Origin of the sequence: Fertoeibacter niger, assembly GCF_009380135.2 — a bacterium.
Lineage (GTDB): Bacteria > Pseudomonadota > Alphaproteobacteria > Rhodobacterales > Rhodobacteraceae > Fertoeibacter > Fertoeibacter niger.
Genome location: NZ_WHUT02000008.1, coordinates 129538 through 147270, shown reverse-complemented (window position 1 = coordinate 147270; position 17733 = coordinate 129538). Strand labels below are relative to the sequence as shown.

General features: G+C 66.1%; 19 protein-coding genes and 1 riboswitch. Of the genes, 15 read left to right on the top strand and 4 right to left on the bottom strand.

What is annotated here, in order from left to right:
- The first annotated feature begins 26 nt into the window (after positions 1–26).
- Positions 27–614 (top strand): DJ-1/PfpI family protein, encoded by a 588-nt coding sequence (locus tag GEU84_RS14265; protein WP_152827235.1) that lies wholly within the window; start codon positions 27–29, stop codon positions 612–614.
- Positions 615–1017: 403 nt separating this feature from the next.
- On the opposite strand, the gene GEU84_RS14260 is transcribed toward GEU84_RS14265, so the two are convergent.
- Together GEU84_RS14260 and GEU84_RS14255 are read right to left on the bottom strand one after the other, a co-directional pair.
- The gene (locus GEU84_RS14260) at positions 1018–2118 is read right to left on the bottom strand and encodes a ParB/RepB/Spo0J family partition protein (protein WP_152827233.1); all 1101 of its coding nucleotides are present in this window, start codon (positions 2116–2118) and stop codon (positions 1018–1020) included.
- A complete protein-coding gene (locus GEU84_RS14255) occupies positions 2115–3419 on the bottom strand; it encodes an AAA family ATPase (protein WP_152827231.1) in 1305 nt (434 codons plus the stop codon). The genes GEU84_RS14260 and GEU84_RS14255 overlap by 4 nt, the downstream gene beginning before the upstream one ends.
- Positions 3420–3897: 478 nt before the next feature.
- On the opposite strand from GEU84_RS14255, the gene GEU84_RS14250 reads away from it, so the two are divergent.
- The 14 genes from GEU84_RS14250 (at position 3898) to GEU84_RS14185 (ending at position 14581) form a co-directional block, all read left to right on the top strand.
- Positions 3898–4578, top strand: a complete 681-nt coding sequence (locus tag GEU84_RS14250) for a DnaA N-terminal domain-containing protein (protein ID WP_152827229.1) — start codon at positions 3898–3900, stop codon at positions 4576–4578.
- A gap of 40 nt (positions 4579–4618) precedes the next feature.
- Positions 4619–4719: riboswitch (TPP riboswitch) on the top strand.
- Positions 4720–4773: 54 nt separating this feature from the next.
- On the top strand, positions 4774–5577 hold the full coding sequence (thiD, locus tag GEU84_RS14245; RefSeq protein WP_152827227.1) for a bifunctional hydroxymethylpyrimidine kinase/phosphomethylpyrimidine kinase: 804 nt from the start codon (positions 4774–4776) through the stop codon (positions 5575–5577).
- The gene (locus GEU84_RS14240; RefSeq protein WP_152827225.1) at positions 5574–6548 is read left to right on the top strand and encodes an FAD-dependent oxidoreductase; all 975 of its coding nucleotides are present in this window, start codon (positions 5574–5576) and stop codon (positions 6546–6548) included. Before thiD ends, GEU84_RS14240 begins: the two co-directional genes overlap by 4 nt.
- Complete coding sequence (gene thiS / locus GEU84_RS14235) at positions 6532–6729, top strand: sulfur carrier protein ThiS (RefSeq protein WP_152827223.1); 198 nt, start codon at positions 6532–6534, stop codon at positions 6727–6729. The genes GEU84_RS14240 and thiS overlap by 17 nt, the downstream gene beginning before the upstream one ends.
- A 2-nt stretch (positions 6730–6731) precedes the next feature.
- The gene (locus GEU84_RS14230; RefSeq protein WP_152827221.1) at positions 6732–7499 is read left to right on the top strand and encodes a thiazole synthase; all 768 of its coding nucleotides are present in this window, start codon (positions 6732–6734) and stop codon (positions 7497–7499) included.
- A complete protein-coding gene (locus GEU84_RS14225; RefSeq protein ID WP_174539883.1) occupies positions 7496–8092 on the top strand; it encodes a thiamine phosphate synthase in 597 nt (198 codons plus the stop codon). The genes GEU84_RS14230 and GEU84_RS14225 overlap by 4 nt, the downstream gene beginning before the upstream one ends.
- Positions 8071–9048 (top strand): HesA/MoeB/ThiF family protein, encoded by a 978-nt coding sequence (locus GEU84_RS14220; RefSeq protein WP_241427696.1) that lies wholly within the window; start codon positions 8071–8073, stop codon positions 9046–9048. Before GEU84_RS14225 ends, GEU84_RS14220 begins: the two co-directional genes overlap by 22 nt.
- Positions 9045–9980 (top strand): ABC transporter substrate-binding protein, encoded by a 936-nt coding sequence (locus GEU84_RS14215; RefSeq protein ID WP_152827217.1) that lies wholly within the window; start codon positions 9045–9047, stop codon positions 9978–9980. Before GEU84_RS14220 ends, GEU84_RS14215 begins: the two co-directional genes overlap by 4 nt.
- A gap of 13 nt (positions 9981–9993) precedes the next feature.
- Complete coding sequence (locus tag GEU84_RS14210) at positions 9994–10713, top strand: ABC transporter ATP-binding protein (protein ID WP_152827215.1); 720 nt, start codon at positions 9994–9996, stop codon at positions 10711–10713.
- Positions 10710–11441, top strand: coding sequence for an ABC transporter permease (locus GEU84_RS14205; RefSeq protein ID WP_152827212.1), 732 nt, complete (start codon positions 10710–10712; stop codon positions 11439–11441). Before GEU84_RS14210 ends, GEU84_RS14205 begins: the two co-directional genes overlap by 4 nt.
- Positions 11442–11496: 55 nt before the next feature.
- On the top strand, positions 11497–12138 hold the full coding sequence (locus GEU84_RS14200; protein ID WP_152827211.1) for a TetR/AcrR family transcriptional regulator: 642 nt from the start codon (positions 11497–11499) through the stop codon (positions 12136–12138).
- A 54-nt stretch (positions 12139–12192) separates the two neighbouring features.
- Positions 12193–13707: an MFS transporter gene (locus GEU84_RS14195; RefSeq protein WP_217438577.1), complete on the top strand. Its 1515-nt coding sequence runs from the start codon at positions 12193–12195 to the stop codon at positions 13705–13707.
- Between the two features lie 33 nt (positions 13708–13740).
- Positions 13741–14217: a VOC family protein gene (locus GEU84_RS14190; RefSeq protein ID WP_152827208.1), complete on the top strand. Its 477-nt coding sequence runs from the start codon at positions 13741–13743 to the stop codon at positions 14215–14217.
- Positions 14218–14227: 10 nt separating this feature from the next.
- The gene (locus GEU84_RS14185) at positions 14228–14581 is read left to right on the top strand and encodes a DUF1428 domain-containing protein (RefSeq protein ID WP_152827206.1); all 354 of its coding nucleotides are present in this window, start codon (positions 14228–14230) and stop codon (positions 14579–14581) included.
- A gap of 17 nt (positions 14582–14598) precedes the next feature.
- Here GEU84_RS14185 and GEU84_RS14180 read toward each other — a convergent pair whose 3' ends face one another.
- Positions 14599–16533, bottom strand: a complete 1935-nt coding sequence (locus tag GEU84_RS14180) for a MacB family efflux pump subunit (RefSeq protein WP_152827204.1) — start codon at positions 16531–16533, stop codon at positions 14599–14601.
- Between the two features lies 1 nt (position 16534).
- Positions 16535–17722, bottom strand: a complete 1188-nt coding sequence (locus tag GEU84_RS14175; protein WP_217438576.1) for an efflux RND transporter periplasmic adaptor subunit — start codon at positions 17720–17722, stop codon at positions 16535–16537.
- Between the last annotated feature and the right edge of the window lie 11 nt (positions 17723–17733).

The window sequence follows — 17733 nt, the reverse complement described above, 5'->3', positions numbered from 1 at the left end:
CCTTGCCATTCCAAAGGAGTCTCTGAATGCCCGGTAAAAAAATCCTCATGCTTTGCGGCGAGTTCACCGAAGAATACGAAATCTTTGTGTTCCAGCAGGGGATGGAGGCCGTGGGCCACACTGTCCACGTGATCTGCCCCGACAAGAAAAAGGGCCAGCGCATCCAAAGCTCGCTGCATGATTTCGAGGGCCACCAGACCTATATCGAGCGTTTTGGCCATCTGATCGAGATCAACAAGACATTCTCGGAAGTGGTGGTCGAGGAGTATGACGCGGTCTATTGTGCCGGCGGGCGCGGCCCGGAATACATCCGCACCGACAAGCGCATTCAGGCCATGGTGCGCCACTTCCACGACGCGCAAAAGCCGATCTTCACGATCTGCCACGGGGTGCAGATCCTTGTTGCCGTTGACGGCGTGGTGCGCGGCAAGAAGGTCGCGGCACTTGGGGCCTGTGAGCCGGAAGTGATCCTGGCCGGCGGCACCTATATCGACGTGGCACCCGACGAGGCCTATGTCGACGGCACGATGGTTTCGGCAAAGGGCTGGACCGGGCTTGCCGCCTTCATGCGCGAATGCCTGAAGGTGCTGGGAACCCAGATTTCCCATAGCTGAATCGGCTGCCTGCGGCCCTTCTGCGCGTTCGGGGTGCGGAAGGGCCAAAACCTGCGGCGGCACCTGATCCGCCACTTCTTCGGACATCTCGCCACCGTGCCTGCGCACCGTTGCAGTCACGCCCGCATTTGAATGACTTTGGCGGTTCTGGAATTTCACCAGACGGCATCACAGGCAGCGGATCAAAATACGCATAAAACATTCATTTTGCGCACTACATGGATGACTTGTTCGCGGCCAATTTGCCCAACGATGCACCGGCGCTGCCTGTGCCGCAGCAGGGCAGGAATGCGCAGCACCCGTTGGGCCGTGCAGAGACAATTTTGGCTGATCCCTGCCCCGGATGTGCGCGTGACGCGCTTGCTGACCTCACACCCGGCCCGAAGCGCCGGGTGTGACCTGATCAGCGCCCCGGCGGCCTGCCCGTCGCATCGTCCAGCGCGTTCAGAAATGCGGTGACGGCCTCTTCCAGCCGGTGACGGTCGATCGAGGAAAAGTCGCGGTCCATCCGCAATTCCACCCGGCCATCCGTTGCCGTGCAGCGCGCCACGTCGCCACCGCGTGTCACGCGCAGGCTGGTCTTGGCGGCGGGGTTGGCTGGCCCGCGTGGCTTTTCCACGGCCTCGGCATCGCCCCCTGCCCCATCGGCAAAGTCGCGCAGGATTGCAAGCTCTTCGTCCTCGCTGCGGGCTGGCCGGGCGGCCAGCAGCCGTTGCAATGCCGACCCCGCGCCCGGCTCGCGGTCAATCCGCTTCAACAGCGCAAGGCCAAGCGCGCGCGGCAGCGCATGCGGATGCGCCAGATGCCCGCCAATCCGGTCCAACAAGGCCGCGAAGTTGCGGATGTAAACCCGCTTCTGCCGCCCGGCAGATCCATAAAGCGTGGCAATCGCCTGATCCAGATCGGTCACGCCGGTATCAGGATCAGCCAGATAGGCACGCGCAAGTTGCGCCATTTCGGCAAAGGAAATGTCGCGCCGCACCAGATTTTCATCCACCATCCGACGATACAGCGACTCCAGCGTTTCGCCCTTGGCAAGCAGCCCGGCGGGTATGGTCGCATAACGCGCATCACCGGTTTCGGCATGCAGTTCGGCATAGGCGGCCAGACGGCGAAAGCCCTGCACCAGTTCAAACCCGCCCTCACCCGCCTCGACCCGGATGGGATTCGACAGGCCAACCGCCTTGATCGATTCCTTCAGCTCGTCAAGCTCGGGGTCACGGCCCGAGGCACGGTCGCGCGTCAGCTTCGTGGTGCGGATCGCGTCCAGCGGAATCAGATCGACGATCAGGCCCAGCTTTTTAAGCCGCACCAATTCATGCGCCAGCCGATCATTTTCGTCGCGGATCAGTGCCTCGGCCTGCTGGCGCTCGCGCAGCGCGGTGGCGTTTTCGGTGATCGCCGCCGCCATCGGGCCACGCCGCGTCTCTGTCCCAGCGGGGACAACCGGGGGCTCATCCGCACCTTCGGGAAAGTCGATGTCGAACATCCGCCGTTTTGTCATGCCTCATCCTCCATCTGATCCCAGGCGGCCACCAGATGGCCGCGAAATTCCTCATAGGCCTTGTCAAACGACAGCCGCGCGCGCCGCCAGGTTTCACGGGTCATCGCGCGGTAATCCGTCTCATAGATCGACGACAGGAAACGGCCCGACTGCTCCACCGCGCGGGTCATCTCGATCGGGTTGTCCGTCACCCTGCCCTCGAACACTTTCTTGAACGCGGCATACATCGCGCGGTGCAGATCGTTGTTCGGCTCATACCGCGTCAGCAGAAACCGCAGGTCCAGAAACGCCTTGGGCAGCTTCATTGTCCCCGCGGGGACAAGCGCCGAAAATTGCGAAAGATCGGCCAGCGCCTCGGACAATTGCCCGATGAAGGATGTCGTGCTGTCATACTCCCAATAGCCAGGGCCAGAGGGCACATACAGCACATCCGCCGCAAACACCGCGTTCATCGACTGATAGCCGATGGCGGGCGGGCAATCGAAGATCACGATGTCATAGGCATCGGCGGCCAGTGTATCCAGATAGCGCGACACGGCTGCAAAGAACGACCACTCCGGGTTCAGGTGCCGGTATTGCGCGCTGGCGAATTCGACAAAGGCCGCGTTGGCACAGCTGGGAATGATGTCGATGGTGGGCCAGCTTGTGGGCTTGATGAAATCCGATCCGCGCAGGTCGGCCAACCCCATATCCGTGATCGCGGCGGGCAGGCGGCGCTGGGGCAGGGTAGTGCCGCTTTCGGCCCCCCGCGCGGCGGCGTTCATCCGCTCTGTCTCGCGGATCAGGTCGCGCGCCATGATGCCCCAGACGGTGAATTCTTCGGAAACGTCTGACAGACCCATGCTGTGCGAAAGCGTCGCCTGCGGGTCGAAATCCACCGCCAGCACACGGTAGCCATCCAGTGCGGCCGCATGCGCGAAATGCAGCGCCACGGTGGATTTGCCGGCACCGCCCTTGAAATTCGCCACCGCCGCCCGGATCGCCCGCTTGCCCGCAGGGCGCGGCGGCAGCAGGCTGCGCCGGTTGATCTTCAGCCTGCGGCGAATTTCGTTGATCTCTTCCAGCGTATACCAGTGCTGGCGGCCATCGGCCTCGACAATGCCCTGAGGCAGCGATGGGTCCATCGCCATGCGGCCCCGCAGGGTGGATTGGTTGACCTTGAAGATCAGCTCTCCCAGCTCCCAGCTTGAAAAGCGGCGCAGGGTCTTTTCCATCTCCGGCGAATAGGTCTGCTGCCGGATCCAGCCCTGCATCTTCAGCGATTGGGCCTGCAACCGGGCCAGGTCGTCATGCGTGAACATCCGCGCTCCTGTCAAATCAACGCTAATCAGCGGCGTTTTCTCATTTACGCTGAATTTACAGGAAATGCAAAAGGCAATATTGTGAACATGTCGACTGCCTCCGTCCCCGCAGGGACAGGCCCTTGCGCCATGTTTTCATGCGGCGAAGGCGCGAATCGGTTGCGCGCTAGACACTTGCGCAGGACCACCAACTATTAGGTGACACGGTTGCCACCGAGGCACATCTATTGGGGGACAATTCTGCGCAATTGGGGGACAACCTGTATGTCCCCCAATACCTGTATGACCATAAATTTTGAATGGGCAGGGGAGGCGAAGAAGCCGTCGCGCACAGCCCCTTGACAGAATCGCAAAACAAAACGCTAATTGCTGACATCAGGTGAAAAGCGTTGGTTGACCCCGGCGCCCTCATCCTGAGTAACCGAGGCACGGGACTTCGGAATGTATCAGCCGGTAAAGGCCGGCAGGCGGGGCAGCCATGGCAGTGACACGACCGGTGGGGCAGGGTGCCTCGGCGCGGAAATATGATATCATCAGCGCCATTGGCGCACATGGTCTTGCGGGCGACAAGGTGGCGCAGCGGCTGGCCCTGCGTCTGATCACACTCATCACGGCGCGCTACAACTGGGCGCGCGACGAACTGGCCGTGGGGCAGCGCGAAATCGCCCGGCTCTGGTCGGTGGATGAGCGCACCGTGAAACGCGAAATGGCGCGGCTGCGCGATCTGGGCTGGCTGGTGCTGCGGCGGCAGGGCGCGCGTGGCCATGTCAGCAGCTATGCGCTGAACCTTCCCGCCATCCTCACATCGACGCAAAGCCATTGGGCGGCGGTTGGCAGCGATCTTTCCGACCGGCTGGCGGGCCCTGTCCCCGCAGGGACAGACCTCAACATCATCCCGTTTCCCGCACCGGCGCCCATCGCACCGGCCGAGGGTCGGTGGGCGCGCATCTCGGATCGGTTCCGGGCCGAACAGCCAGCCCTGCATGCGGCATGGGTGCAACCACTGGTGCTGGAATCCGAGGATTCCGATACGCTGACACTGGTTGCGCCCAGCCGGTTTCATGGCTCTTACGTCCGCACTCATCTGCTTGACACGTTGCAACGCCTTTGCCGTGCCGAGGTGCCGGGTGTCAGCGCGCTGTTCATAACCCCGCTTTGACCACACTTGCGCCGCGCGCCACCCGCTGCTAGCGTCACGTCATATTCCGTTGGGGTGCCCTGAAAAGGGCTGAGAGGCGCAAGCTAACCCATCGAACCTGATCCGGGTCATACCGGCGGAGGGAACGGAGCATGGGCTGGCGCGCAAGCGTCTGTCTTTCCCTGTTTCCAAAGCCATGTGGAAATGAGGGGCGAGATGACGCAGACCAAGACCGCGCTGACCATTGCGGGCTCCGATTCCGGTGGCGGGGCAGGCATTCAGGCCGATCTGAAAACCTTTTCCGCCCTTGGTGTCTTCGGCACATCGGCCATTACCGCGATCACGGCGCAGAACACCTGCGCAGTCAGTTCCGTGCAAATGGTCGGACTTCCGATGCTGGCTGCGCAGATTGCGGCAGTGCTGGCCGACATTCCGCCCGATTCGGTGAAGATCGGCATGCTGGGGCAGGCGGCGGGGGTAGTGACCGTGGCCGATGCGTTGGCGGCATGTTCCGCGCCGCTGGTGCTTGATCCGGTAATGGTCGCCAAATCAGGTGCCATGCTGTTGCAGGATGATGCGGTGGCGGCGCTTGTGGCCCGCCTGCTGCCCCGCGCCACTTTGTTGACGCCCAACCTGCCCGAGGCCGCCCGGCTGCTGCACACCACCTGCGCCCGCACCACTGCCGAGGCCGCAGCCCAGGGCAGGGCGTTGCTTGCGCTGGGGCCGGCGGCGGTGCTGATGAAAGGCGGGCATGCGGTGGGCGCGGTCTGCACCGATCTGCTCATCTCTGCCGATGGGGTGATTGAACTGTCGGCGCCGCGCATCGCCACGCGCAACACGCATGGCACCGGCTGCACGTTGTCGGCGGCCATAGCGGCGGAACTGGCGCTGGGGCAGGCGCTGCCCGCCGCCGTTGCCCGTGCCCATGGCTGGTTGCAGCGCGCGATAGCGGCGGCAGACCGGCTGGCCATCGGACGGGGCCATGGCCCGGTGCATCATTTCCACGCGGTCTGGCCATGAGGATGACAATCCGCGGGGCGGGCGTCATGGGGCTTTGTGCCGCCGTCGAACTGGCGGGGCGGGGGGTGCAGGTGGTGCTGCAAGACCCGGCACCGCAGGCCGGGCCGCATCAATGCAGTTGGTGGGCGGGCGGCATGCTGGCCCCGATCTGCGAAGGCGAGACGGCGGATGAATCCATCACCCGGCTGGGCCAGCGAGCTGCCGCATGGTGGGCGGCGCAGGGCGTGGAAATCACCGCAAACGGCACTTTGGTGCTGGCATTGGGGCGTGATCGGGCGGAGCTTGACCGTTTCGCCAAGCGCATCGCCAGCCACAGCCCGGTGGACGCGGCGGGCATAGCGGTGCTGGAACCTCTGCTGGCCGGGCGCTTTGACCGCGCATTGCATGTCACCCCCGAGGCGCATCTGAACCCGCGTGCGGCGCTGGCTGCGCTGCGGGCGCGCGCGGCGGCGCTGGATGTCAGCTTCACCACCCCCGGCCCGGCCGAGGGCCAGGTGATCGATTGCCGTGGTCTGGCTGCCCGCGATGCATTGCCCGATTTGCGCGGGGTAAAGGGCGAGATGCTGCTGCTGCGCGCCCCCGGTCTGGCGCTGCACCGCCCCGTGCGGCTGCTGCATCCCCGCGTGCCGATCTATCTGGTGCCGCGCGGGAACGGCGTTTTCATGCTGGGGGCCACGATGGTGGAAAGCGCCGAGCGTGGCCGCGTCACCGTGCGCTCGATGCTGGAGCTTCTGTCGGCGGCCTATGCCCTGCATCCCGGTTTTGCCGAGGCCGAGGTGCTGGAAACCGGCACCGATGCCCGCCCGGCCTTTCCCGACAACCGCCCCCGCCTGCGGCTGCGCGACGGGGTGCTGCACCTGAATGGCCTTTACCGCCACGGTTATCTGATGGCGCCCGTGCTGGCGCAGATGGCTGCGGCTTTTCTGCTGGATGACACGCGACCGGAGTTGATGGATGAAGATCACCCTTAACGGCACCCCCCAAACGGTGCAGGCCACCACATTGGCCGAGGCTCTGGCGGAACTGGGCTATGGCGGCGAAAAACTCGCCACCGCCGTGAACGAGGTTTTTGTGCCCGCCACCGCCCGCGCCTCCTGCGTGCTGCATGCGGGCGACCGTGTGGAAGTTGTCGCACCCCGGCAGGGGGGCTGACCATGCCGGTGTTTTACGGAACCGAAGTGCCGTCACGCCTGATGCTGGGCACGGCGCTTTACCCCTCGCCCGCCGTCATGGCCGATGCCTTTCGCCGCTCGGGTGCGGGGATCGCCACGGTGTCGCTGCGGCGCGAGGCGGGAAACGGGGGCGGGCAGGACTTCTGGGCGCTAGTGGCGGGTCTTGGCGTGCATCTGCTGCCCAACACCGCCGGATGCCACACGGCGCGCGAAGCGGTGACAACCGCCCATATGGCGCGCGAGGTCTTTGGCACAGACTGGATCAAGCTGGAGGTGATCGGCAACGCCGATACCCTGCAACCCGATCCGTTCGGCCTGCTCGATGCGGCGCGCATCCTGACTGACGACGGCTTCCACGTATTCCCCTACATGACTGAAGATCTGGTGCTGGCCGACCGCCTGCTGGCGGCAGGGTGCGAGGTGCTGATGCCATGGGCCGCACCGATCGGCACCGGGCTTGGCCTGATGAACCCCTATGCGTTGCGCAGCCTGCGGGCGCATTTCCCCGATGTGCCCATGGTGATCGACGCAGGTCTTGGCCTGCCGTCACAGGCGGCGGCGGCGATGGAAATGGGCTTTGACGCCGTGTTGCTGAACACAGCCGTTGCCCATGCCGATGACCCGGCGGCGATGGCCGAGGCTTTTGCGCTGGCGCTGCGGGCAGGGCGTCTGGCCCATGACGCGGGCCCAATGGCGCCGCGCGATATGGCTGCACCCTCCACCCCATTGATAGGAAAGGCATTTCTGTGAATCTCGACAGGTTTTACCCGATTTTTGATAATGTGGCCTGGCTGCGGCGCATGCTGCCCCTGGGCGTGAAGCTGGTGCAGTTGCGGCTGAAGGGGCACAGCCCTGCCACCCTTGCCGTGCAGATTGCCACGGCGCGCGACCTGTGCCGGCAACACGGCGCGCAACTGGTTGTAAATGACCACTGGCAACAGGCCATCGACGCGGGCTGTGATGCCATCCATCTGGGGCAGGAAGATCTGGATGCCGCCGATCTTCCTGCCATCCGCCGCGCAGGCCTGCGGTTGGGCATCAGCACGCATGATCAGTCAGAGCTTGACCGCGCCCTGGCGCTGATGCCGGATTATATCGCGCTGGGGCCGGTTTACCCGACGATCCTGAAGCAGATGCCATGGCCCGCGCAGGGGTTGGACCGTCTGACGGAATGGAAACGGCAGGTGGGCCACCTTCCCCTTGTCGCCATCGGTGGCATGACCATTGCCCGCGCCGCCGGGGCCTTTGCTGCGGGGGCAAACTCTGTGGCCGCCGTCACCGACATCACCCTGCACCCTGACCCCGAGGCCCGGCTTGCCGCATGGATCGTGGCCACGCGATGACGCGGTATGTGCGGCAAACCCCGGTGATCGGTGCGGCGGGGCAGGCCCGGCTGGCCGCAGCGCATGTGCTGGTGGTGGGGGCGGGCGGTCTGGCGGCCGCCGTGCTGCCCTGTCTGGTGGGGGCGGGGGTGGGCGCGATCAAGCTGGTGGACCCCGACCGGGTGGAACTTTCAAACCTGCACCGCCAGTCCCTGTTCCGCCTGAAAGACCTTGGCCAGCCCAAGGCGCAGGCCGCAGCAACCCATTTGGCCGGGCTGAACCCCGATTGCCGGGTGGAACCCGTTGTGCAGACGCTTGACCCCGCCAACGCCGCTGAACTCTGCCACGGCACCACGCTGGTGCTGGATTGCGCCGACAGTTTCGCCGTCAGCTACACCCTGTCGGATCAGTGCATGGCGCTTGGCCTGCCGCTGGTGTCCGCCTCGGTCACGGGTATGGTGGGCTATGCGGGTGGTTTCTGCGGGGGTGCGCCGTCGCTGCGCGCGCTGTTCCCCGATCTGCCCGCCCGCGCCGGAAGCTGTGCCGAAACCGGGGTGCTTGGCCCGATGGTGGGTCTGCTGGGCAGCGCGCAGGCGCAGATGGCGCTGGCCGTGCTGGCAGGCCTTGGCCCCACGCCACTGGGCCAACTGGTGATTGCCGATGGGTTGCGGCTGGGTGGCTTCCGCTTTGACGCGGCCACGGAACCGGCGTGGCAGCCGCGTTTCATCGCGCCATCAGCCATCACGCCGCAAGATTTCGCCGTCGATCTGCGCGGCGCGGATGAGGCCGCGCTGATCCACCCCCATGCCATCCGCCTGAGTGCCACGGCCTTTGGCCCCGGTGGCCCCACACCCGCCCACGGCCAGCGCGCCGTTCTGTGCTGCCGTTCGGGCCTGCGCGCCTTTGCCGCCGCCGAACGGCTGCATGCCGTCTGGGATGGCCCCATCGCCCTTGTCGCAACCGGAGAAACGCTTTGAAACACCTGATCTTTCTGGCCACCCTGCTGGCCGCCACCCCCGCGCTGGCGCAAGACAAACTTACGCTGCTGCTGGATTGGTTCGTGAACCCCGACCATGGCCCGGTCATCATCGCCGAGGAGAACGGCTATTTCGCCGATGCGGGGCTGGAGGTGACGGTCATCGCCCCCGCCGATCCGGCCAATCCGCCGAAACTGGTGGCGGCGGGCAAGGCGGATCTGGCGATTTCCTATCAGCCGAACCTGCACATGCAGGTGGCCGAGGGGCTGCCCTTGATCCGCGTCGGCACGCTGATTGCCACGCCGCTGAATTGTTTGGCCGTGCTGAAGGACGGGCCGGTGCAAAGTCTGGCCGATCTGAAGGGCCGCAAGGTGGGCTTTTCAGTGGCGGGCATGGAAGAGGCGGTGCTGGGCGCGATGCTGGCCCGCCACGGCCTGACCAGTGCCGATGTGACGCTGGTGAATGTGAACTGGTCGCTGTCGCCCTCGCTGATGGCGGGGCAGGTGGATGCGGTGATCGGCGCCTTCCGCAATTTCGAACTGACGCAGATGGCGCTGAACGGGGTTGAAGGACGCTGTTTCTACCCCGAGGAGGAGGGCCTGCCAGCCTATGACGAGCTGATCTATGTGGCCAACCCCGCCACGATGGATGCGGCACTGATCCGCCGCTTTCTGGCCGCGACCCAGCGCGCGGCCCAGTTCATCGTGAACCACCCCGACGAAAGCTATGCGATCTTTGCCGCGACCGCGCCCGAATTGCAGGATGACCTTAACAGGCAGGCCTGGCGCGACACGCTGCCACGCCTGTCGCAAAGCCCGGCCGGGCTGGATGCCGGGCGCTATGCCGCGTTCGAGGCGTTTCTGGCCGGGGCGGGTCTGGTACAGGGGCAACGCCGCGTGGCGCAGCTTGCCGTCGATCTGGGTGCGCAATGAGTGGCGCAGGGGCATGACCGCCCTCACGCTGCATCTGGCGGGCCGTGCCAGCGCCGGGGACAGGCCGGTGTTCGGGCCTCTGGCGCTGGATGTTCCGGGCGGGCGGTGGACCTGTCTGCTCGGTCCCTCTGGCGTCGGCAAATCGACGCTACTGCGGCTGCTGGCCGGGTTGAGTGGCGGTGTGCGCTTTGACGGACAGATGGCGGCCAGTGACGGCCTGCCGCTTGCAGGCCGGGTCGCGCTGATGGCGCAGGATGATCTGTTGCTGCCCTGGCTCGACTGCGCGGCCAATGTGATGCTGGGCGCGCGGCTGCGGGGTCTGGCCCCCGATCCCGCCCGGGCCCGCGCCCTGTTGGCCGATGTGGGTCTGGCGGCCGAAATGCGCCGCCGCCCTGCGCAACTGTCGGGTGGCCAGCGGCAGCGCGTGGCGCTGGCCCGCACCCTGATGGAGGACCGCCCCGTCGTGCTGCTGGACGAGCCGTTTTCGGCGCTGGATGCCCGCAGCCGCGCCGGGATGCAGGATCTGGCGGCGCGGTTGCTGGCGGGGCGCACCGTGCTGATGGTCACACATGACCCGGCCGAGGCGGCGCGTCTGGGCGACCGGCTGCTGCTGCTGACAGGCGAAGGCTTGCAGGCCATTTCGCCCCCCGCCGCCGCGCCACCCCGCCGGGTTGATGACCCTGCGACACTGGCGTTGCAAGGCCGCCTCATGGTGCGGCTGATGGCGGCATGAGGGCGCTTCGCCTTGGCGCGGGGTTGCTGCTGGCGCTGGCGCTGTGGCAGGCCTTGGTCAGCCTGTCGGGCGTGCCGCCCTTTCTGCTGCCGGGGCCGGGGCGTGTGCTGGTGGCGCTGTGGACCAACCGCGTGCTGATCGGTGGGCATGCCGTGATGACGCTGACCGGAGTGCTGATCGCGCTGGTTCTGGGCACGATGCTGGGCGCGGCAACAGCGGTGGGGCTGGCGGCTTCGGCGCGCTGTCGCGCGGCCATCCAGCCGCTGCTGGTGGTGACGCAGACGATACCCGTATTCGCGCTGGCACCGCTGCTGACGCTGTGGCTGGGCTATGGGCTGGCGTCGAAAATCGCGGTGGCGGTGCTGGTGATCTATTTCCCGGTGGCGCAGGCGTTTCTGGATGCGATCCTGCGCACGCCGCAAGGCTGGATGGAACTGGCGCAGGTGATGAACGCCACCCCCCGGCAAGTGCTGTGGCGCATCCGGCTGCCCGCCGCGCTGCCGGGGTTGGCTTCGGGGCTGCGGCTGGCGGCGGTCTATGCCCCGCTGGGTGTAGTGCTGGGCGAATTCGTGGGGGCGGCGCGGGGCCTGGGCTATCTGATGCTGCTGGCCAATGGCCGGGCGCGCATCGACCTGCTGTTTGCGGCTTTGCTGGTGCTCTGTCTGCTGACCTGGGCGCTGCACCGCGCGATGGAGGCTCTTTTGCGCCGCCTGCCGCCTGTCGCCTGAAAGCTTGGCACGCCCCGGCTTGACCGACATACCAACCGGTCGGTATAGTCTTGTCATGGAATCACATGACAAGCCCGATGCCCGCTCTGCCCTGCTGTCTGCTGCCCTGCGGGTGATCCGCACACAGGGCTATTCGGCCACGTCGGTCGATACGCTGTGCCGCGCGGCCGGGGTGACGAAAGGCGCGTTCTTTCACCACTTTGCCTCGAAAGAGGCGCTGGCGGTGGCAGCGGCGCAGCACTGGGCCATCACGACCGACGCCTTTTTCGCCGCGGCCCCCTATCACGCCCATCCCGATGCGCTGGACCGGGTGCTGGGCTATATCGACTTCCGCCGGGCGATCCTGCAAGGCGAACTGCCCGACTACACCTGCCTGGTGGGCACGATGGTGCAGGAAACCTATGCCACCGCGCCCGCGATCCGTGACGCCTGCGCGGCCAGCATCACCGGCCATGCCGCCCGGGTAGAGGCGGATATTGCCGCTGCCATGGCCGACCGTGGCCTTCGGCCCGGCTGGACGGCGCGCAGTCTGGCCCTGCACACGCAGGCGGTCTTGCAAGGCGCCTTCATTCTGGCCAAGGCCACCGGCGACGTGACCGTGGCCGCCGACAGCATCGGCCATCTGCGCCGCTATGTGGAACTGCTGTTTTCCCAAGACGATGCTGCGGCAGACCACACCCCGGAACGGCGATCATGACCGGCGCCACCCCGCGCCATCACAGACAGAAAGGCACATGCTATGGCCAGCACGATGACGGTTGACATATCGCCGCGCGCCGGGCGGCGCGAATGGGTGGGGCTGGCGGTGCTGGCATTGCCCTGCATGCTCTATTCGATGGATCTCACGGTGTTGAACCTTGCCATCCCCGAACTGGCGCGCGACCTGCGGCCCACCGCCAGCCAGCTGTTGTGGATCATCGACATCTACGGCTTCATGGTGGCCGGGTTCCTGATGGTCATGGGCTCGCTTGGCGACCGTCTGGGCCGGCGGCGGATATTGCTGATCGGGGCGGCGGCGTTTGGTGCGGCCTCGGTGCTGGCGGCATTCGCGCAGACGGCGGAACAGCTGATTGCCGCGCGCGCGGTGTTGGGCATTGCCGGGGCCACGCTTGCGCCCTCTACCCTGTCACTCATCACCAGCATGTTCCGCGACGAGGGGCAGCGCACCTTCGCCATATCCATCTGGATCATGAGCTTTTCCGTTGGCGCGCTGATCGGGCCGGTGGCGGGTGGCCTGTTGATCCAGTATTTCTGGTGGGGGGCGGTGTTTCTGGCCGGTGTGCCGATCATGGTGCTGCTGCTGATCCTGGGGCCGCTGCTGTTGCCCGAATACCGTGACCCGAACGCGGGGCGGATAGATTTCGCCAGCGCCCTGCTGTCATTGGCGGCGGTGCTGTCACTGATCTATGGCGTGAAACACTGGGCCGATGTGGGGGTGGATGGCCAGACCCTGCTGGCGCTGGGGGCGGGGGCGCTGCTGGTGGTGGTGTTCCTGCGCCGGCAGCGGCGCATTGCCAACCCGCTGGTCGATCTGGCGCTGTTCCGCTCGCGCCAGTTCTCTCTGGCGCTGACGGTGAACACGGTGGCGGTGTTCTTCATGTTCGGCATCTTCATCTTTGTGGCGCAATATCTGCAACTGGTGCTGGGTATGGCACCGCTGGAGGCGGGGCTGTGGTCTTTGCCCGGGGCGGTGGCCTTTACGCTGGCGGCTCCTTTCACCGCGCGGCTGGCCGAACGGTTCCCGGCGGTGCAGGTGATGACCGGCGGTTTGCTGATGGCCGTTGTGGGCTTTGTGGTGATGGGGCTGGCGCAGGGGCTTTTCGCGGTGGTGGCCGCCAATATCCTGATCGGGGTGGGCTTTACCCCGGTGATGGCGCTGACCACCGGCTTTGTGGTGGGGGCCGCGCCGGTGGAAAAGGCGGGCATCGCCTCGGCCATGTCGGAAACCGGGTCGGAACTGGGCGGGGCCACGGGTGTGGCGCTGCTGGGCAGCCTGCTGACGGCGGTGTATCGCGCGCGGATGGCCGATGCGCCGGTGCAGGGCCTGCCGCCCGATCTGGCAATGGCCGCGCAGGCCACGCTGGCGGGCGCGGTCGAGGCGGCGCAGCAGGTGCCCGCCGCTGCCGGGCTGCTGGCCGAGGGCAGGGCCGCCTTTACCGATGCGTTTCATATGACAGCGTTCCTTGCCGCCCTTGCGCTTGCCGCCTTGGCCCTGCTGGTGCTGCGCGTGCTGTCCTCGGCCACACCGCAACCTGCCGGGCATTGAGCCCGCCACCCCGATCACACAAAGGAGCCGACGATGACCGTTCCGCAAGTCTCCACCTGCCTGTGGTTCGCCGATCAGGCCGAACCGGCGGCAATGTTCTACACCGGCCTTGTGCCCGGTTCAGCCATCACAGGGGTGCTGCGCCACGGGGCAGGGGGCCTCTTGCCCCAGGGCACGGCGCTGACCGTATCCTTCCATCTGGCCGGGCGTGCCTTTACCGCGCTGAATGGCGGCATGGAGGTGCCCTTCACCCATGCGCATTCCATGGTGGTCGCATGCCAGACCCAGGCCGAAATCGACGCGCTGTGGGATGGCTTGCTGGAGGGTGGCACCCCGCAGCAATGCGGCTGGCTGACCGACCGCTATGGCCTGTCGTGGCAGATCGTGCCCGCCATCCTGCCCGAACTGCTGGCGGGCGGTGACGCGGCATCGGCCCGCGCCATGGCCGCCATGATGGGCATGGTGAAACTGGATATCGCAACTTTGGAGGCCGCACATCGCGGCGTGTGAGGAGAGAGAGATGAGCTACGTTGACGGGTTTTCCTGCGCCGTGCCCACGGCCAACAAGGACAAATACACCGCCTATGCCTCAAGGGCGGCGGCATTGTTCCGCGAATACGGGGCATTGCAGGTGATGGAATGCTGGGGCGACGATGTGCCCGAGGGCAAGCTTACCTCGTTTCCCATGGCGGTGAAATGCGCCGAGGGGGAAACAGTGGTGTTTTCATGGGTGCGCTGGCCCTCGAAAGAGGTGCGCGATGCGGGCTGGGCCAAACTGATTGCCGACCCCCGCATGAATGACGACGCCAACCCCATGCCGTTTGACGGCCAGCGCCTGATCTATGGCGGCTTTGCGGTGGTTCTGGAGGCTTAGGCCATGGCTGGCGCGGGTCACTCCCGCGCCAGCGCCACCACCGGGTCAAGCTTTGCCGCCGACCGCGCGGGCAGAAACCCGAAGGCCACGCCGATGATGCTGGATGACGCAAAGGCCGACAGCACCGCCACCAGCGAAAAGCTCAGCTCGAACGGCAGGAAACCATTGGCGATCAGGCTGATGCCATAGGCCAGCCCCACGCCAAGAATGCCGCCCATCAGGCACACCAGCACCGATTCGATCAGAAACTGCATCACGATGTCGCCGCTGCGCGCGCCCACCGCGATACGCACGCCAATCTCGCGCGTGCGCTCCGTCACCGACACCAGCATGATGTTCATCACCCCGATGCCCCCAACGATCAGCGAGATCACCGCAATCGCCGACACCAGCAGCGTCAAGAGTTGCGCGGTGCTTTCAATCGTGCTGCGGATCGTGTCGGAATTGGTCAGGAAGAAATCCTTCACCCCATGGCGTTGCAGCATCAGCGCCGAAATCAGCGCCTCGGCCTCGTCCGTGTCGAAATCTTCCGCCACTTTGACAGAGATGGAATTGATGTTGTCCTGCCCCGTGATCCGCCCGGCCACGGTGGTATAGGGCACGAACACATTCAGGCTTTGCCGCCCAAAGGATGCGCCCGAATTCTGCACGACGCCGATCACCCGAACCGGCACCCGGCCCAACTGGATCACCGCACCCAGCGGGCTTTCACCATTGGTGAACAGCGTGCGCGCCGTATCGGCATCCAGCACCGCCACCTGATCGCGCCGCGCCACCGCGGGTTCGCCGAACAGCTGGCCTTCGGTCAGCTCATAGGCGGCAAGGTTGAAATAGCCCTCGGCCACGCCCTGCACCGCCGCCGTGGCCGATACGGCGCGATAGGCCAGCGGCGCAGAGGTGTTGACAGCGGGCGAGACAGACTCGGCATAGGGCTGCAACGCCAGCGCCGCCGCATCGGCAGGCACCAGCGTGTCGATGGCATTGGCCCGCCGGTCGCCAAACCCGGTGCCGGGGCGGATGGAAATGGTGTTGGTGCCGATGGAGGCGATATTGTCCAGCACCTGCTGCTGGCTGCCCGCACCCAAAGCCACCACCAGCACAACAGAGGCTATGCCGATGATGATGCCCAGCATGGTCAGGAAGCTGCGCAGCCGGTGCGCTGCCAGCGACCTGATGGCCATCACGAAAGCCTCGGCCATGCGGGCGGCCCAACTGCCCTGACCGGGCGGCGCCGCCACCACCTGCGCGGGGCTGGTGTTGCGCGGCACCTTGCGCGTGTCGCCCACGATGCGCCCATCGCGGATCTCGATCACCCGTTCGGCGCGGGCCGCCACCTGCGGGTCATGCGTCACGATGATGATCGTATGGCCACGCCGGTGCAGATCGGCCAGCAGCGCCATCAGATCGGCCCCCGATTTCGTATCCAGCGCGCCGGTCGGCTCATCGGCCAGAATGACTTCGCCGCCATTCACCAGCGCGCGGGCCACCGACACGCGCTGTTGCTGGCCGCCCGACAGCGCATTGGGCCGGTGGTCCATCCGGTCGCCAAGCCCCAGCTGGCCCAGCAGATCACGCGCCCGCGCCCTTCGCTGTGCACCGGGCGTGCCGTTGTAGATCGCGGGCACCTCCACATTGCCCAGGGCATCCAGATCGGACAACAGTTGATACCGCTGAAAGATGAACCCGAAATGCGCCCGCCGCAGCTTGGCCCGCTGGTCTGCGGTCATCGCGCCCACATCCTGCCCGTCATACAGGTAAACCCCCTCGCTGGGCCGGTCGAGGCAGCCCAGCACGTTCATCAGCGTCGATTTGCCCGACCCCGAACTGCCGATGATCGCCACCATCTCGCCCGCGTGGATGTCCAGCGTCACGTCATCCAGCACGGTGATCGTTTCATCCCCCGCCGCGAAACGGCGGCAAATGCCGCGCAGGGAAATCAGCGGCGCATCCATGTCAGAACCCCAGCCCGCGCGGCCGGCCGCCTGATGATGTGGCCGCCGCCGCCGCTGCCGTCGTTACCACCCGCTCACCCTCGGCCAGCCCGCTGACCACCTCGGCGGTGACATTGTTGTTCAGCCCGATCACCACATCGCGGCTTTCCGTGGTGCCGCGCGCCGGGTCATAGACCTGCACGCTGTAACCATCCGCCCCCTTCGTCCCCAGTGCCGAGGCCAGCACCGTCAGCACGTCATCGGCGCTGGCGATGCGGATCGTGACCTGCGCCGTCATGCCGATGCGCAGCTTGCCCTCGGGGTTCGCCACATCGAACAGGCCCTTGTAGTAAATCGCCTCTTCCGTCGAAATCTCGTCGCTGTCCTTGATCGATGCCGGTGCAGGCTCGATGTCGCGCACCACCGCGTCAAAGGCCAGATCAGGCTCGCCCAGCAGGGTGAAACTGGCCGCCTGCCCGGGGGCCACGCGCACCACATCGGCTTCGGATATGTCCGCCTTAACCACCATGCTGTCCAGCACGGCAATTTTCACGATCACCGGCGCGTCCGACGATGCGTTGACCGTCTGGCCTTCGCTGGTCACCACCGCCACGATGGTGCCCGCAATCGGCGCGGTGATCTGGGTGCGCTCCAGCTCCAGCCGTGCGGAAGAGATGGTGATTTCCGCCCGTGCCTTCTGCGCCTCAAGCGAGGCCATGCCCGCCCGTGCCACCGCCAGCGCGGCCTCGGCGGCCTCCAGCGCCTCGGTGCTGGACAGGTTGCGCGCGTTCAGCGTCGTGCTGCGTCGGAACGCCAGTTCGCTTTCGCGGATCGAGGCCTGTTTGGCCACGATATCCGCCTCGATCTGCGCAAGGTCAGCTTCGGCCTGCAACACCGCGTTGCGCTGGCTCAGCGAATCAATCTGCGCGATCAGGTCGTCTTTCGCCACCTTCTGCCCCAAAGCCACCGCCAGCGTTTCCACCTGCCCCGACACGCGCGAGCCCACCGACACAAGGCTGTTCGCCTCGATCACGCCCGAGGCCAGCACCGTCTGCTCCACCGTGCCGCGCGTGACGGCCACGGTTGCCGGGGCATTGGCCGTGCCTTCCGCGCCTGCGGCCTGCCACAGGTAAAACCCGCCCGCTGCCACGGCCACCACAACGCCCACCCACCACACCATCTTCATCGCAATCCACGCCCCGCATTCCATCTGCACCCGTT

What these genes read in the sequence shown, in the direction of transcription:
- GEU84_RS14205 (WP_152827212.1), top strand. Translation starts at nt 10,710, where the DNA reads ATGAGGGCGCTTCGCCTTGGCGCGGGGTTGCTGCTGGCGCTGGCGCTG.
- GEU84_RS14250 (WP_152827229.1), top strand. Translation starts at nt 3,898, where the DNA reads ATGGCAGTGACACGACCGGTGGGGCAGGGTGCCTCGGCGCGGAAATAT.
- GEU84_RS14220 (WP_241427696.1), top strand. Translation starts at nt 8,071, where the DNA reads ATGGATCGTGGCCACGCGATGACGCGGTATGTGCGGCAAACCCCGGTG.
- GEU84_RS14180 (WP_152827204.1), bottom strand. Translation starts at nt 16,533, where the DNA reads ATGGATGCGCCGCTGATTTCCCTGCGCGGCATTTGCCGCCGTTTCGCG.
- GEU84_RS14190 (WP_152827208.1), top strand. Translation starts at nt 13,741, where the DNA reads ATGACCGTTCCGCAAGTCTCCACCTGCCTGTGGTTCGCCGATCAGGCC.
- GEU84_RS14255 (WP_152827231.1), bottom strand. Translation starts at nt 3,419, where the DNA reads ATGTTCACGCATGACGACCTGGCCCGGTTGCAGGCCCAATCGCTGAAG.
- GEU84_RS14185 (WP_152827206.1), top strand. Translation starts at nt 14,228, where the DNA reads ATGAGCTACGTTGACGGGTTTTCCTGCGCCGTGCCCACGGCCAACAAG.
- GEU84_RS14230 (WP_152827221.1), top strand. Translation starts at nt 6,732, where the DNA reads ATGCCGGTGTTTTACGGAACCGAAGTGCCGTCACGCCTGATGCTGGGC.
- GEU84_RS14175 (WP_217438576.1), bottom strand. Translation starts at nt 17,722, where the DNA reads ATGGAATGCGGGGCGTGGATTGCGATGAAGATGGTGTGGTGGGTGGGC.
- thiS (WP_152827223.1), top strand. Translation starts at nt 6,532, where the DNA reads ATGAAGATCACCCTTAACGGCACCCCCCAAACGGTGCAGGCCACCACA.
- GEU84_RS14200 (WP_152827211.1), top strand. Translation starts at nt 11,497, where the DNA reads ATGGAATCACATGACAAGCCCGATGCCCGCTCTGCCCTGCTGTCTGCT.
- GEU84_RS14265 (WP_152827235.1), top strand. Translation starts at nt 27, where the DNA reads ATGCCCGGTAAAAAAATCCTCATGCTTTGCGGCGAGTTCACCGAAGAA.
- GEU84_RS14240 (WP_152827225.1), top strand. Translation starts at nt 5,574, where the DNA reads ATGAGGATGACAATCCGCGGGGCGGGCGTCATGGGGCTTTGTGCCGCC.
- GEU84_RS14260 (WP_152827233.1), bottom strand. Translation starts at nt 2,118, where the DNA reads ATGACAAAACGGCGGATGTTCGACATCGACTTTCCCGAAGGTGCGGAT.
- thiD (WP_152827227.1), top strand. Translation starts at nt 4,774, where the DNA reads ATGACGCAGACCAAGACCGCGCTGACCATTGCGGGCTCCGATTCCGGT.
- GEU84_RS14195 (WP_217438577.1), top strand. Translation starts at nt 12,193, where the DNA reads ATGACGGTTGACATATCGCCGCGCGCCGGGCGGCGCGAATGGGTGGGG.
- GEU84_RS14210 (WP_152827215.1), top strand. Translation starts at nt 9,994, where the DNA reads ATGACCGCCCTCACGCTGCATCTGGCGGGCCGTGCCAGCGCCGGGGAC.